Below are 15,037 nucleotides of genomic sequence, written 5' to 3' on the forward strand. Positions count from 1 at the left end.
TTGTCGCTGACGAAGCGCATCAGCGACCGAGGTCAGCTGTGATGCGCAGTGTCTTTTGCGTGTTCAAGTTCCATTCGGCTTGGCTACCTGCCGTCATCTGGAAGGGTCTTGGCAATTGAGACACATCCAAACGGAATTTAAAAATGAGGGTGTATTTGTTGTCGGCATCAAAGTCGGCCAAATCGGCCAATTTCCAATTCACGGTGCGCCGAATGGCCGCCAGGGCCTCGGGCAGAGTTTCGAAGGTTTGCGACAAACTGCTGGTCAAACCCACTGCACCAATGGGATCGCGCGAGACATTCAAACGCCATAAACGTGTAAGGGGTTGGTAGGCCAAACGGTAGTGGCGACTGACGGCGCCCACTTTTTTGTCATACCAGTACCAACGGTCGCGCGTCAGCTCGGCCTCGGTCACGAAATAAATGGGCATGCCTTTTTGCAGCGCATCTTCAACCGTGTTGCTGAGGTCGATGCGCAAACTGCTTTGCAATAACAAGGCGCCGTCGGCGCGCTCCAGTCTGAGCTCGGTGATTTCCACGGCCGAATTGGCCGAGGTTTGCGCTGTGGCGGGCATGCAAGCCATGGCCGTCAGCCATGTCAGTACGCACAGCGCACGAAGCCAAAAGCCTGTGCGCCCCCTGCCATTCAACTCACATTGAACGCTTTTCCAACAGTGCGTAATAAAAACCGTCATGTTCACCCATGCCATTGTCGCGGAGACTGGCATCAGAAGTGACATTTGAGGGTGTTAAATGCCCAGGAGAGGGCAAGATCAGGGCATCAGTGTTGTGTTGAACAAACGTTTGGATTTGCGTTTCGCCCTCGGCCTTGAAAACCGAGCAAGTGCAATACAACAGGCGGCCCCCGGGCCTGACCAGAGGCCAAAGGGCTTTGAGCAACTTGGCCTGAATGGCGGCCAATTGCGCCACATCGCTCTCACGGCGCAACCAACGCACATCGGGATGGCGACGGCCAATGCCCGAGGCCGTGCAAGGCGCGTCGAGCAAAATGCCATCAAAACTTTGACCGTCCCACCACTTGGAAGGATCGGCGGCATCGGCGGCCACAATTTGGGCGTGCACTTGCAAGCGGTCGACATTTTGTTGAATGCGCTCGCAGCGCTGTGGGTCTACGTCCAAGGCGAGCACATTGGCGCTTGGTTCGCACTCGAGCAGGTGGCCGGTCTTGCCGCCCGGCGCTGCACAAGCGTCTAGCAAACGCAGTTGAGGGCCAGCTGCTTTCAAACCTTTCAGCAACAAAGGCGCCGCCCATTGCGCTGCGGCATCTTGCACCGACACATGGCCTTGAGAAAAACCAGGCAGCACATGAACAGGCACCGCCTTGTCCAATTGAACACCCGAGGGCTGTCCTTCAGCGGTGATGACCTTGCCCTCAATGCCTTGTGCCTGCAATGCCTCCAAATAGTGGGCCACTGTGTGATGCTGAGAATTCACACGCAAGGTCATGGGCGCTGCCACTTGCGCTGCTTCCAAAATGGTGGCCCAACGATCGGGGTGATCGTGTTGCAAGCGCTTCACCCACCAAGCCGGATGATTCCATTGGGCGGTGACATCGTCTTCAGTAGCTGTGAGCAGGGCATCGCGCTCACGCAAGAACCGGCGTAAGCAAGCATTCACAAACGGCGCCTGTGCACGCATGTCTTTGTGGCGCCGCGCAGCCTCCACAGCTTGGTTCACCAAGGTGTGCACAGCGTAGGGCGCCAAGTCGTCGCGCCAAGACAAAGCCAATGCCGTGCACAGCAAAGCATCGGCGGTTGCGGGCGGCGCTTTGCGCGCCAATTGTTTGCGAATCGCTACTGCGCGGCCCCACCAGCGCATGGCCTGAAACGACAAAGCTTGTACACCGGGTCGCAGGTCTTTGGGCACTTGCTCGATGGCCGCGGTCATGGAGCGGCCATGGTGAACCGCCTGCGCAACGGAAGCCGTTGCTTGAAGCAATTGCCACAAGGGCGCTTGCAAATTCGATGCGGCTTGCGAGGTGGCCATGCAATCAGGCCAGCAAGTCGGCGTTGTCCAACATTTGGGCCGGTAAGAAATTCACTTGCTTGGCCAACAAGCTGGCGGGAAACTGGTTCACGGCTTCGTTGTATTGAAAGACGGCTTGGTTGTAGGCGTCCATCAGGGGCCAAGCCTGCGCTTTGAGTCGGTCAAATTTATACGGCAGCGGATCGATGAACCATGTTGCCTCGCCACTTTGCCCTGCACGCACTTCGGCTTTGGCCCAAGCGGCCAAGGCCAGTCGGTCTTCATTGACTTTTTGCATGGCACTGGCCGACAAAGGTTGTGTGCGGGCCAAGTCCAAGCTGTCGGACAACTCTTCCAAAATTTTGAGCAAATTCAAATCACGTTCATTCTTCAACAAGGCCTCGGGCAAGGCCGCCTCTTCCATTTCACTCAGCATGTCGCGCATGGACGCCGGCAAATTGCCCTGCATCCACACCAAGACGCGCAACAACTGCGCATCGACGGCCGCAAACTGTTTGGCCACGCTGGCGCGCAACACCACCAAACGGTTGTAGGCACCCACCGCCCAAAAAAACAGAACGGCCAGGACTGAGCTGAAGATCAGAAGTGACATGGTCTCGTCATTGTGAAGCAAAACTTCTTCAAAAAAAACGCCTCTGGCCGTTGGACGGTTCAGAGGCGTTTTTCAAAGCATCCGGCCGAAGCCGGAGCTTGATCAGGTGTTGGAATCGGCAGCGTTGGCTGCGTCTTCGGTCAACTGTTGCGCTTCGGCCAATTCAACGGCTTCGGCTTCTGTGATGGCGCGGCGTTCTGCCTCGTCCATCGCGTCTTTGGCGGCACGGGCTTTGTGATAAGCCAAGCCTGTACCGGCAGGGATCAAACGACCCACAATGACGTTCTCTTTCAAACCACGCAACTCGTCGCGCTTGCCCATGATGGCAGCTTCGGTGAGCACGCGGGTGGTTTCCTGGAAGGAAGCCGCAGAGATGAACGAGTCGGTCGACAAAGAAGCCTTGGTGATACCGAGCAACAAGTTGCTGAAGGTTGCAGGGATTTTGCCTTCGGCGCGCAATGCGTCATTGGTGTTCAAAATCTCTGAACGCTCCACTTGTTCGCCAGCAATGTAAGTGGAGTCACCGACATTCTCAACCACCACGCGGCGCAGCATCTGACGCACGATCACTTCGATGTGCTTGTCATTGATCTTCACGCCTTGCAAACGGTAAACGTCTTGCACTTCGTCGACGATGTAGCGCGCCAACTCTTCCATGCCGAGCAAACGCAAGATGTCTTGTGGATCGGCAGGGCCGTCCACAATGCTCTCGCCTTTGTTAACAACTTGGCCTTCGTGGACCATGATGTTCTTCTCTTTGGGAATGAGTTCGTCCCACACTTTGCCGTCTGGATCGGTGATCTGCAAACGAACCTTGCCTTTGGTCTCTTTACCAAACGACACGGTACCGGTCATCTCGGCCAACATGCCCTTGTCTTTGGGGCTGCGCGCTTCGAACAGTTCGGCCACACGTGGCAAACCGCCGGTAATGTCTCGGGTCTTCTGACCTTCCACAGGGATACGTGCCAAGACTTCGCCTGGGCCCACATCTTGTCCGTCGCGCACTTGGATCAAAGAGCCGATTTGGAAACCGATGGTCACAGAGTGATCGGTACCCGGAATCTTCACTTCTTTGCCAGATGCGTCGATCAATTTCACTTGAGGACGAACCACTTTGGTGGAACCACGACGCTTAGGATCGATCACCACCAAGGTGGACAAACCGGTCACTTCATCGACCTGCTTGGCAACAGTCATACCTTCTTCGACATTCTCGAATTTGATCTGACCTGCAAACTCAGTGATGATGGGTCGTGTCAACGGATCCCAGTTGGCAAGAATAGCGCCGGCCTTGATGGCTTGGTCAATCTTGACAGTGAGGATGGCGCCATAAGGCACTTTGTGACGCTCACGCTCACGGCCATGTTCGTCGTGAATGATGATTTCGCCAGAACGAGAAATGACAACCAACTCACCTTTGGTGTTGGTGACATAACGCATGGCGGCATTGAAACCAATCAAACCATTTGATTTGGCTTCGACGCTCGATGCAATGGAGGCACGTGAGGCCGCACCACCAATGTGGAAGGTACGCATGGTCAACTGTGTACCTGGCTCGCCGATGGACTGCGCAGCAATCACACCCACAGCTTCGCCGTTGTTGATCAAACCACCGCGGCCCAAGTCGCGACCGTAACACTTGGCGCACAAGCCAAAGCGTGTGGCGCAGGTCAAGGCTGTGCGAACTTTCACTTCGTCCACACCTTCCGCTTCGAAGATTTCGATCATGTCTTCGTCGAGCAAGGTGCCGGCCGTGGCCACCACAGCGCGTGACTCAGGGTGCAACACGTCGTCGGCCAAAGTGCGACCCAAAACGCGATCGCGCAAGGATTCAATCACTTCACCGCCTTCAACGATGGCGCGCATTTGTGAGCCGTCGGTGGTGCCGCAATCGAGTTCAGTCACGACCAAGTCCTGTGTCACGTCAACCAAGCGACGTGTCAAGTAACCGGAGTTGGCTGTCTTCAAAGCCGTATCGGCCAAGCCTTTACGTGCACCGTGTGTTGAGATGAAGTACTGCAACACGTTGAGGCCTTCACGGAAGTTGGCCGTGATAGGTGTCTCAATGATCGAGCCGTCAGGCTTGGCCATCAAACCGCGCATACCGGCCAGCTGGCGAATCTGAGCCGCAGAACCGCGGGCGCCAGAGTCGGCCATCATGTAAATGGAGTTGAACGATTCTTGCTCAACTTCTTTACCGTGACGGTCAGTGGTTTTCTCTTTGCGGAGCTGGTCCATCATCACCTTGGACACAGCGTCACCCGCTTTGCCCCAGATGTCAACGACCTTGTTGTAACGCTCGCCAGAAGTCACCAGACCCGACACATATTGCTGTTCGATGTCTTTCACTTCTTTCTCGGCTTCACCAATGATGGCGCCCTTCTCTGGTGGCACCAACATGTCGTCGATGCCGATAGAGATGCCAGAACGTGTTGCCAAACGGAAACCGTTTTGCAGCAACTTGTCGGCAAACACCACCGTGTCTTTCAAACCGCACTTGCGGAAAGATGTGTTGATGAGCTTGGAAATTTCTTTCTTCTTGAGGGCTTTGTTGATGTTCTCGAAAGCCAAGCCCTTGGGCAAGATTTCGGACAACAAGGCACGGCCCACGGTGGTGTACACCATGTTGGTCGAAGGCGTGAACTCTTTGGTTTCTTTGTTTTGAATCCAATCGGTAATGCGCACGCTGATCTTGGTTGTCAATTCAACCACTTTGGCGTCCAAAGCAGATTGAACTTCTGCGATGTCGGCAAAGATCATGCCTTCGCCTTTGGCGTTGATGCGTTCGCGGGTTGTGTAGTACAAGCCCAGCACCACGTCTTGTGACGGCACGATGGAAGGTTCACCATTGGCTGGGAACAGCACGTTGTTAGAAGCGAGCATCAAAGTGCGGGCTTCCATTTGTGCTTCCACAGACAAAGGCACGTGAACAGCCATTTGGTCACCGTCGAAGTCGGCGTTGAAGGCCGCGCAAACGAGGGGGTGCAACTGAATGGCTTTGCCTTCAATCAGCAAGGGCTCAAATGCTTGAATGCCCAAACGGTGCAATGTAGGCGCACGGTTCAACATCACGGGGTGCTCTTTGATCACCTCTTCCAAGATGTCCCACACCACGGGTGTACCGGCTTCAACTTCTTTCTTTGCAGCCTTGATGGTGGTCGCGATGCCCATGGCTTCGAGACGTGCAAAGATGAAAGGCTTGAACAACTCGATGGCCATCAACTTGGGCAAACCGCACTGGTGCAGCTTGAGCGTTGGGCCCACGGTAATCACAGAACGACCAGAGTAGTCGACGCGCTTACCCAACAAGTTTTGACGGAAGCGACCGCTCTTACCTTTGATCATGTCGGCCAAAGATTTGAGGGCACGCTTGTTAGCGCCAGTCATGGCTTTACCGCGGCGACCGTTGTCGAGCAATGAGTCCACCGCTTCTTGCAACATGCGCTTTTCGTTGCGTGCAATGATCTCGGGTGCTTTCAACTCGAGCAAGCGGCGCAGACGGCTGTTGCGGTTAATGACGCGGCGGTACAAATCGTTGAGGTCGGAAGTGGCGAAACGGCCACCGTCCAGTGGCACCAAAGGACGCAGGTCCGGTGGCAACACGGGCAAGACTTCGAGCACCATCCACTCAGGCTTGATGCCTGATTTCTTGAAGGCTTCGAGCACTTTCAAACGCTTGGCGTTTTTCTTGACCTTGACTTCAGAGCCAGTGAGGTCACCGCGCAGGCGTTCGATTTCGGATTCGATTTCGATGCTGTTGAGCAAGTCCTTGATGCCTTCCGCGCCCATCTTGGCTTGGAACTCATCACCGTACTCTTGCAGTTTGGCATCGTAGTCGTCTTCGGACATGATGCTGTACTTCTTCAAAGGTGTCATGCCAGGATCGGTCACCACATATGCTTCAAAGTACAACACGCGCTCGATGTCACGCAGGGTCATGTCCAATACCAGGCCCAAACGGCTAGGCAAAGATTTCAAGAACCAGATGTGTGCGCAAGGTGCGGCCAAGTCAATGTGACCCATGCGTTCGCGACGCACTTTGGTCTGTGTGACTTCAACGCCGCACTTCTCGCAGATCACGCCGCGGTGCTTCAAGCGCTTGTATTTACCGCACAAGCATTCGTAGTCTTTGATAGGGCCAAAGATCTTGGCGCAGAACAAACCATCACGCTCTGGCTTGAACGTGCGGTAGTTGATGGTTTCAGGCTTTTTAACTTCGCCGAAAGACCAAGAACGGATTTTTTCGGGTGAAGCCAAGCCAATGCGGATGGCATCAAAATGCTCGTCCGGTGTGAACTGCTTGAACAGGTCCAGAAGTGATTTCATGAGACTCTTCCTTTTATTAATCTAGCAGGGGTTCAAGAACGCTCGAGTTCAATGTCGAGACCCAAGGAACGAATTTCCTTGACCAAGACGTTGAAGGATTCGGGCATGCCGGCACTGATGGTGTGTTCGCCTTTGACGATGCTTTCGTACACTTTGGTACGACCTTGCACGTCGTCAGACTTGACCGTGAGCATCTCTTGCAACACATAGGAGGCACCGTAAGCTTCCAAAGCCCACACCTCCATCTCGCCGAAACGCTGGCCACCAAACTGGGCCTTGCCGCCCAAAGGCTGCTGCGTGACCAGTGAGTAAGGACCTGTGGAACGGGCGTGCATTTTGTCGTCGACCAAGTGGTGCAACTTCAAGAAGTGCATGTAGCCGATGGTGGTGGGACGCTCGAAAGCTTCGCCCGTACGGCCATCAAACAAATGAGCTTGTGTGCGCGTTGCAGTCAAACCTTTGCGTGCAGCCAAGTCATCGGGGTAAGCCAGCTTCAACATGGCGCGAATTTCTTCTTCCGCGGCTCCGTCGAACACGGGCGTTGCAAATGGCAAACCACCTTTGAGGTTTTCCGCCATGGCCAAGACGTCTTGGTCAGACAACTGAGACAAGTCTTCTTTGCGGCCAATGCCGTTGTAGAGTTCTTCGAACAACTTGCGGAACTCGGCCACGCGGGCTTCTGCTTGCAACATGTCACCAATGCGGTGGCCAATGCCTTTGGCAGCCCAGCCCAAATGAACTTCCAACACCTGACCCACGTTCATACGTGAAGGAACGCCCAAGGGGTTCAACACGATGTCGGCAGGGGTGCCGTCGGCCATGTAAGGCATGTCTTCAACGGGAACGATCTTGGAGACCACACCCTTGTTACCGTGACGGCCGGCCATCTTGTCACCAGGCTGCAAGCGACGCTTGACTGCCAAGTAGACCTTGACCATTTTGAGCACGCCTGCTGGCAACTCGTCGCCTTGCGTGAGTTTCTTGCGCTTCTCTTCGAAGGCCAAGTCAAAGCTGTGACGTGTTTGCTCAAGTGAGTTCTTGATGGACTCGAGTTGACCGGCGATGTCTTCGTCTGCAGGACGAATGTCGAACCAGTGGAACTTCTCGATGGACTCGAGGTAAGCCTTGTCGAGCTTGGTGCCTTTGGCCAGCTTTTGAGGGCCACCGTTGGCAACTTTGCCGATCAAGAGTTTTTCGATACGGTCAAAGGCGTCGGCTTCAACGATGCGCAACTGATCGTTCAAATCCAAGCGGAAGCGCTTGAGTTCGTCGTCAATAATTTGTTGCGCACGCTTGTCGCGCACGATGCCTTCGCGTGTGAACACTTGAACGTCGATCACGGTACCTTGAGAACCTTGATCCACGCGCAATGAGGTGTCTTTCACGTCGCTGGCTTTTTCACCGAAGATGGCGCGGAGCAACTTCTCTTCTGGTGTGAGTGTGGTTTCACCTTTAGGTGTGACCTTGCCCACCAACACATCGCCAGGTTGTACTTCTGCACCCACGTAGATGATGCCGGACTCGTCCAAGCGGCCCAATTGCTGCTCTGACAAGTTGGGAATATCGCGTGTGATTTCTTCGGCACCCAACTTGGTGTCGCGTGCCATCACCACCAACTCTTCGATGTGAATCGAGGTGTAGCGGTCTTCAGACACCACGCGCTCGGAGATCAAGATCGAGTCTTCGAAGTTGTAACCGTTCCAAGGCATGAAAGCGATCAGCATGTTTTGACCGATGGCGATTTCACCCAAGTCAGTGGATGCGCCGTCGGCAATCACGTCACCTTTGGCCAACTTGTCACCACGCTTCACAATGGCGCGTTGGTGAATGTTGGTGTTCTGGTTAGAACGTTGGTATTTGATGAGGTTGTAAATGTCCACGCCCACTTCACCCGCTTGGGTTTCGTTGTCGTTGACACGAATCACGATGCGGGTGGCATCGACATAGTCGACCACACCACCGCGAGTGGCGGTGACCACGGTGCCAGAGTCAACCGCAGCAACGCGCTCGATACCGGTACCGACCAATGGCTTCTCAGGACGCAACACGGGCACGGCTTGACGTGACATGTTGGCACCCATCAACGCGCGGTTGGCGTCATCGTGCTCAAGGAACGGCACCAAAGAGGCCGCCACAGACACGATCTGTGCAGGTGACACGTCCATGTATTGAATGCGATCCACACCGCACAAAATAGATTCACCTTTTTCACGGGCAGACACCAGACCGTCGGTCAAGCGACCTTCTTTGTCCAAAGTGGCATTGGCCTGGGCAATGACGTACTTGCCTTCTTCAATGGCGGACAAGTAATCGATGTCCATGGTGACTTTGCCATCCACCACACGGCGGTAAGGTGTCTCAATGAAACCGTACTCGTTCAAACGCGCATACAAGGCGAGTGAGTTGATCAAACCAATGTTCGGACCTTCAGGCGTTTCAATAGGGCACACACGACCGTAATGGGTCACGTGCACGTCACGCACTTCAAAGCCTGCACGTTCACGTGTCAAACCACCTGGGCCAAGGGCAGACACACGACGCTTGTGCGTGATCTCTGCCAAAGGATTGGTTTGGTCCATGAACTGTGACAACTGAGATGCACCAAAGAACTCTTTGAGTGCTGCAGAAATTGGCTTAGAGTTGATCAGATCGTGAGGCATCAGAGGCTCTTGCTCTGCTTGACCCAAACGCTCTTTCACAGCTTTTTCGATACGTGCCAAACCGGTACGGTATTGGTTCTCGGCCAACTCGCCCACGCAACGTACGCGGCGATTGCCCAAGTGATCGATGTCATCGACTTCGCCGCGACCATTGCGCAAGTCAACCAAGATCTTGACCACGGCCAAGATGTCTTCGTTGGTCAACACCATCGGACCGGTGGACTCGTCGCGGCCCACACGGGCGTTGAACTTCATGCGGCCCACGCGTGACAAATCGTACGTGTCGGGGTTGTAGAACAAGCGCTGGAACAAAGCTTGCACTGCGTCTTCTGTGGGTGGCTCACCAGGGCGCATCATGCGGTAGATGGCCACACGTGCTGCGAATTCGTCAACGGTTTCGTCCACACGCAATGTTTGCGAAATGTACGCACCTTGGTCGAGTTCGTTGGTGTAGATACACTGAATTTCTTGCACGCCAGCAGAGCGCAATTTTTTGAGCAATGCTTCTGTGAGTTCTTCGTTGGCCTTGGCAATGATTTCGCCAGTATCGGTGTCGACAATGTTGCGAGCCACCACGCGGCCAATCAGGAAGTCTTCTGGCACGCTGATGTGCGTGGTGCCAGACTGTTCGAGTTCACGTGTGTGACGAACGGTAATGCGCTTGTCTTTGGCGACAACCACTTTGCCAGACTTATCGGTGATGTCGAAACGGGCCACTTCGCCGCGCAGACGCTCGGACACAAATTCCATTTGTGCGCCACTGTCCATCAAGCGGAAGTTGTCGTTCACAAAGAAGTTGGCCAAAATTGATTCTGGGTTCAAGCCAATGGCTTTGAGCAAAATGGTGACGGGCATCTTGCGACGACGGTCAACACGGAAGTACAGCAAGTCTTTGGGGTCGAACTCGTAGTCGAGCCAAGAACCGCGGTAAGGAATGATGCGCGCGCTGAACAACAATTTGCCAGAGCTGTGTGTCTTGCCCTTGTCGTGTTCGAAGAACACACCAGGCGAACGGTGCAACTGAGACACGATCACGCGCTCTGTACCGTTGATGATGAACGAGCCTTTGTCAGTCATCAGGGGCACTTCGCCCATGTAGACTTCTTGCTCTTTCACTTCTTTCACAACTTTGGATTGTGATGTGGAAGAGTCACGATCGTAGATGATCAACTGAACGCGAGCGCGCACAGCGGATGCAAAGGTGAGGCCACGTGTTTGGCATTCGCGCACATCAAAGGCCGGCTTGGCCAAGTTGTACTCGAGAAACTTCATCTCGACAAAACCGTTGTGTGACACGATGGGGAAAGCTGATTCAAATGCAGCTTGCAGGCCTTCGTGGGCACGTTTGTTGGGGGCTACGCCTGCTTGCAAAAATGACGTGTAGGCGTCTTTTTGCATTTGCAGCAAGTAGGGAACTTCGAGCACGCTTTCGCGGCTTCCAAAACTTTTGCGAATGCGTTTGCGTTCGGTAAATGAATAGGCCATGAGATCTCCGGGTCTTGATCTTTCGGCGACTGTGTACCTTTTTTGAACAACGCGTTGTTCACAAGGCGGGCTTGGCCGCTGGCCTCTACCAGCGTTGGCGGACGGCTGCGCATTGCACGCAGCCCGAACCAAGGCGTCTCTGCAGTCGGGTCAGAGAACACTCAAAAAATGACGTTGAAGCTATTTTTTGGCTGTGCTCTGTAAGCACCAAAGGCTGGAGGCCCTTGTGGGACGCTCCAGCCTTGGACAAAAATCGAATTACTTGAGTTCGACTTTGGCGCCGGCTTCTTCCAGCTTTTTCTTAGCAGCTTCAGCGTCAGCTTTAGAAGCGCCTTCTTTAACAGCCTTAGGTGCGCCGTCAACCATGTCTTTGGCTTCTTTCAAGCCCAAGCCAGTGATTTCGCGAACAGCTTTAATGACGGACACTTTGTTAGCTCCGGCTTCAACCAACATCACGTTGAATTCTGATTGCTCTTCAGCAGCAGCGGCACCGCCACCGCCACCACCAGCAGCAGGTGCTGCCATGGCTGCGGCGCTCACGCCAAATTTCTCTTCGATGGCTTTCACCAAGTCGTTGAGTTCCAAGACCGTCATGCTGTCGAGAGCGGTCAAAAATGCGTCTTTATCAAATGACATTTTTATTTCCTAAACAATTTATTTAAAAAAGGACTGCGCGATTACGCGGCAGCCGTTTCGCCTTTTTTGGCCGCCAATGCACCCAACACCACTGCGGTACGGGAAATTGGTGACTTCATCAAGCCGCACAACTGAGCCAACAACACATCTTTGGATGGGATGTTTGACAGTTGCTTAACGCCGTTGGCATCCAAAACTTTGCCTGAGATGGCACCACCGCGAATGACCAACTTGTCGTTGGTTTTCGCGAAGTCAGCGACTACTTTTGCAGCAGCCACAGCATCTACAGAGAAGCCATAGATCAGCGGACCGGTCATCTGATCAGAGACAACTTCAAACGATGTTCCGGCAACAGCACGGCGGGCCAAGGTGTTTTTCAACACACTCAGGCTCACACCTTTGCTACGTGCATCAGAACGCAGTTTGGTCATGTCAGTGACCGTGATGCCGCGGTATTCCGCAATCACCAGCGTTTGAGCTTTAGCGGCGAGGCTGGTCACTTCTGAAATGACCGCTTCTTTCTCACTGCGATTAAGACTCAAGGTCTACTCCTTTTGAATGAGCTTTTGAGCAATGTTGCTCTAGAGCTCGCCTAATTTCAGCGATCAACTGTTCAGGATTTTGTCCATCTGCAGCGGGATCGCCATCTGCGTTGGCTTTCACGATTAAGTGCATTGCTGCACGCCAACGGTCTTGGATGGCCTGAACTTCTTCCGAAGATTTGGGTTCAGCCCACCACACTGAGCGAAGTGCTTGGTTACCCAGGCACTCCCCTCGGTTTTTTCACGATCAAGCCGCGATGGATTGTGTGTCGACGCGAACGCCCACACCCATGGTTGAAGACACAGCCACTTTGCGCAGGTAAACACCTTTGCTGGTTGCTGGTTTTGATTTGTTCAATGCATCGATCAATGCAGCCAAGTTGCCTTGCAACTTTTCAACGTCGAATGAACGCAAGCCAATCGCGCCGTGCACGATACCGGCTTTGTCAACGCGGAACTGAACTTGACCGGCTTTTGCATTTTTAACGGCAGTGGCCACGTCAGCAGTCACGGTGCCAACTTTGGGGTTAGGCATCAGACCACGGGGGCCCAAGATTTGACCCAAAGTACCCACGATGCGCATTGCGTCGGGAGCAGCGATCACCACGTCGAAAGGCATGTCACCGGCTTTGACTTGTGCAGCCAAATCGTCCATGCCCACCACGTCTGCACCAGCAGCTTTGGCTTCTTCAGCTTTAGCGCCTTGGGCGAACACGGCCACGCGTTTTGTTTTACCAGTGCCGTTAGGCAAGACCACGGCGCCACGCACCACTTGGTCAGATTTCTTGGCATCGATACCGAGTTGCACGGCCACGTCGATGGACTCATCGAACTTGGCAGTTGCGCACTCTTTCACCAAAGCCAATGCATCGGCCACAGCGTACAACTTGTTGGCGTCAACTTTGCCAACCAGTGCTTTTTGTTTCTTAGTCAACTTGGACATTTATACGCCCTCCACATTCACGCCCATGGAGCGTGCAGAACCCGCGATGATGCGGACAGCAGCGTCCAAATCAGCAGCGTTCAAGTCTTTCATTTTTGTCTTTGCAATTTCTTCGAGCTGAGCGCGAGAAATCTTGCCAACTTTGTCAGCGTGTGGACGGGCAGAACCCTTGTCCAACTTGATGGCTTTCTTGATCAAGGTGGTCGCTGGTGGCGTCTTGATGATGAACGTGAAGCTCTTGTCAGCAAAAGCCGTGATCACCACTGGCAAAGGCAGACCTGGCTCAACACCTTGGGTCTGGGCGTTGAACGCCTTGCAGAATTCCATGATGTTCAAACCACGTTGACCCAAAGCTGGGCCGATAGGGGGTGATGGATTGGCCTTGCCAGCTGGAACTTGCAGCTTAACGAAGCCGACGATTTTTTTCGCCATGTTGAACTCCTAGTGGGTGCAAACGCTTGAGTTTTAAGTCAAGCTCCCCAAATTAACGACTCTTCTTTTTAAAACTTCTTTTGCGGAGTCGGGTCGCAAAAGAAGAGTTTTGAAACTTTAAGTTTTCTCGACTTGGCCAAATTCGAGTTCAACAGGTGTAGCACGACCAAAGATCGTGACAGACACACGCATTTTGTTTTTCTCGTAATTCACTTCTTCCACGGTGCCGTTGAAGTCCGTGAACGGGCCTTCTTTCACGCGCACATATTCGCCCACCTCAAACTCCACCTTGTGGCGGGGCTTGTCGGTGCCTTCTTGCATTTGATTGACGATCTTGCGAACGTCATCTTCTGAAATAGGGGCAGGACGGTTTTTGGCACCACCCACAAAGCCAGTGACTTTGTTGGTGTGTTTGACCAAGTGCCATGTCTCATCGTCCATGACCATCTCGACCAGCACGTAGCCAGGGAAAAACTTGCGCTCGGTGGTGCGCTTTTGGCCATTCTTCATCTCAACCACTTCTTCAGTGGGAACCAGAATGCGGCCAAATTTGCTTTGCATCTCAGCGCGTTGAATGCGCTCAATGATGTTGCGCTCAACAGCCTTCTCCATGCCTGAATAGGCATGAACAACATACCACTTCAAGTCTGGATTGGTGGATTCGCCCGCTTTAGGCGCGTTATCAACAGCGTCAGTCATTATTTTTTCCACCCCAAGATCAGATCGTAAAAAACCCACTCGAGTGTTTTGTCCGTCAGCCACAAGAACAGCGCCATGACCACCACAAACACAAAAACGTAAGCAGTGATTTGCATGGCTTCCTTGCGCTCGGGCCACACGACTTTCTTAACTTCGCGCACGGCATCTTGGCCGAACGACACGAATTGTTTGCCGGTTTCTGAGAGCAAGAACACCACAACAGCGACAGCCAAACCAGCAATCAAGGCACCCCATTGGGCCAAAGCGCCTTGCTTGGAGAGCACATAGAAAGCAGCCAAAGATGCCACGGCCAAAACAATGGCCAAGCCAAGCTTGAGCTTGTCAGCGGTGGAACCTACGGTTTGAACTTCAGAAGTTGCCATGTTGGCTTACAGACCTTTTTAGGCTCTTTCGAGCCCTACAAAATTACCTTGTCTTTTAGACGCCGAAGCCCGCCAGGTGATGGCGGGCTTGTTTTGCTCACCCTTATCAGGTGGCAGGGGCAGTAGGAATCGAACCTACAACCTTCGGTTTTGGAGACCGACGCTCTGCCAATTGAGCTATACCCCTTCAGCGCATGAAAGACGCAAATTAAGCGATGATTTTGGCAACAACGCCAGCGCCCACAGTGCGGCCGCCTTCGCGGATCGCAAAACGCAGACCTTCTTCCATGGCGATCGGGTTGATCAACTTCACAGTGATCGACACGTTGTCAC

Annotated in this window: 11 protein-coding genes, 1 tRNA gene and 1 pseudogene; all 13 read right to left on the reverse strand. The window is 53.6% G+C overall.

The genetic code is table 11. From position 1 onward, the window contains the following. Nucleotides 1–19: 19 nt before the first annotated feature. Entirely contained in the window at nucleotides 20–694 is a 675-nt protein-coding gene (locus B9Z46_RS10945; RefSeq protein ID WP_233245985.1) for a DUF4390 domain-containing protein, read from the reverse strand. Further along, nucleotides 651–2,006: a 16S rRNA (cytosine(967)-C(5))-methyltransferase RsmB gene (gene rsmB / locus B9Z46_RS10950; protein WP_108256428.1), complete on the reverse strand. Its 1,356-nt coding sequence runs from the start codon at nucleotides 2,004–2,006 to the stop codon at nucleotides 651–653. The genes B9Z46_RS10945 and rsmB overlap by 44 nt, the downstream gene beginning before the upstream one ends. Nucleotides 2,007–2,010: 4 nt before the next feature. Further along, nucleotides 2,011–2,598 carry a hypothetical protein gene (locus tag B9Z46_RS10955; RefSeq protein ID WP_055359608.1) on the reverse strand — a complete coding sequence of 196 codons (588 nt, stop codon included), beginning with the start codon at nucleotides 2,596–2,598 and terminating at the stop codon, nucleotides 2,011–2,013. A gap of 102 nt (nucleotides 2,599–2,700) precedes the next feature. Further along, nucleotides 2,701–6,924 carry a DNA-directed RNA polymerase subunit beta' gene (rpoC, locus tag B9Z46_RS10960; RefSeq protein ID WP_108256430.1) on the reverse strand — a complete coding sequence of 1,408 codons (4,224 nt, stop codon included), beginning with the start codon at nucleotides 6,922–6,924 and terminating at the stop codon, nucleotides 2,701–2,703. 32 nt (nucleotides 6,925–6,956) lie between these two features. Next, nucleotides 6,957–11,069, reverse strand: coding sequence for a DNA-directed RNA polymerase subunit beta (gene rpoB, locus B9Z46_RS10965; protein ID WP_055359606.1), 4,113 nt, complete (start codon nucleotides 11,067–11,069; stop codon nucleotides 6,957–6,959). Nucleotides 11,070–11,327: 258 nt separating this feature from the next. Next, nucleotides 11,328–11,705, reverse strand: coding sequence for a 50S ribosomal protein L7/L12 (rplL, locus tag B9Z46_RS10970; RefSeq protein ID WP_055359605.1), 378 nt, complete (start codon nucleotides 11,703–11,705; stop codon nucleotides 11,328–11,330). A 41-nt stretch (nucleotides 11,706–11,746) separates the two neighbouring features. Continuing rightward, entirely contained in the window at nucleotides 11,747–12,247 is a 501-nt protein-coding gene (gene rplJ, locus B9Z46_RS10975; RefSeq protein ID WP_055359604.1) for a 50S ribosomal protein L10, read from the reverse strand. 247 nt (nucleotides 12,248–12,494) lie between these two features. Further along, complete coding sequence (rplA, locus tag B9Z46_RS10980; RefSeq protein WP_055359603.1) at nucleotides 12,495–13,190, reverse strand: 50S ribosomal protein L1; 696 nt, start codon at nucleotides 13,188–13,190, stop codon at nucleotides 12,495–12,497. Further along, nucleotides 13,191–13,622 (reverse strand): 50S ribosomal protein L11, encoded by a 432-nt coding sequence (gene rplK / locus B9Z46_RS10985; protein ID WP_055359602.1) that lies wholly within the window; start codon nucleotides 13,620–13,622, stop codon nucleotides 13,191–13,193. 117 nt (nucleotides 13,623–13,739) lie between these two features. Beyond that, a complete protein-coding gene (gene nusG, locus B9Z46_RS10990) occupies nucleotides 13,740–14,321 on the reverse strand; it encodes a transcription termination/antitermination protein NusG (protein ID WP_055359601.1) in 582 nt (193 codons plus the stop codon). Next, complete coding sequence (secE, locus tag B9Z46_RS10995; protein ID WP_055359600.1) at nucleotides 14,321–14,704, reverse strand: preprotein translocase subunit SecE; 384 nt, start codon at nucleotides 14,702–14,704, stop codon at nucleotides 14,321–14,323. The genes nusG and secE overlap by 1 nt, the downstream gene beginning before the upstream one ends. 111 nt (nucleotides 14,705–14,815) lie before the next feature. Continuing rightward, nucleotides 14,816–14,891: transfer RNA gene (locus tag B9Z46_RS11000), tRNA-Trp, on the reverse strand. Between the two features lie 21 nt (nucleotides 14,892–14,912). Further along, nucleotides 14,913–15,037, reverse strand: a pseudogene (locus B9Z46_RS11005) (elongation factor Tu); the annotation flags it as partial.

The sequence above is a fragment of the Limnohabitans sp. Hippo4 genome, assembly GCF_003063605.1.
Lineage (GTDB): Bacteria > Pseudomonadota > Gammaproteobacteria > Burkholderiales > Burkholderiaceae_C > Limnohabitans_A.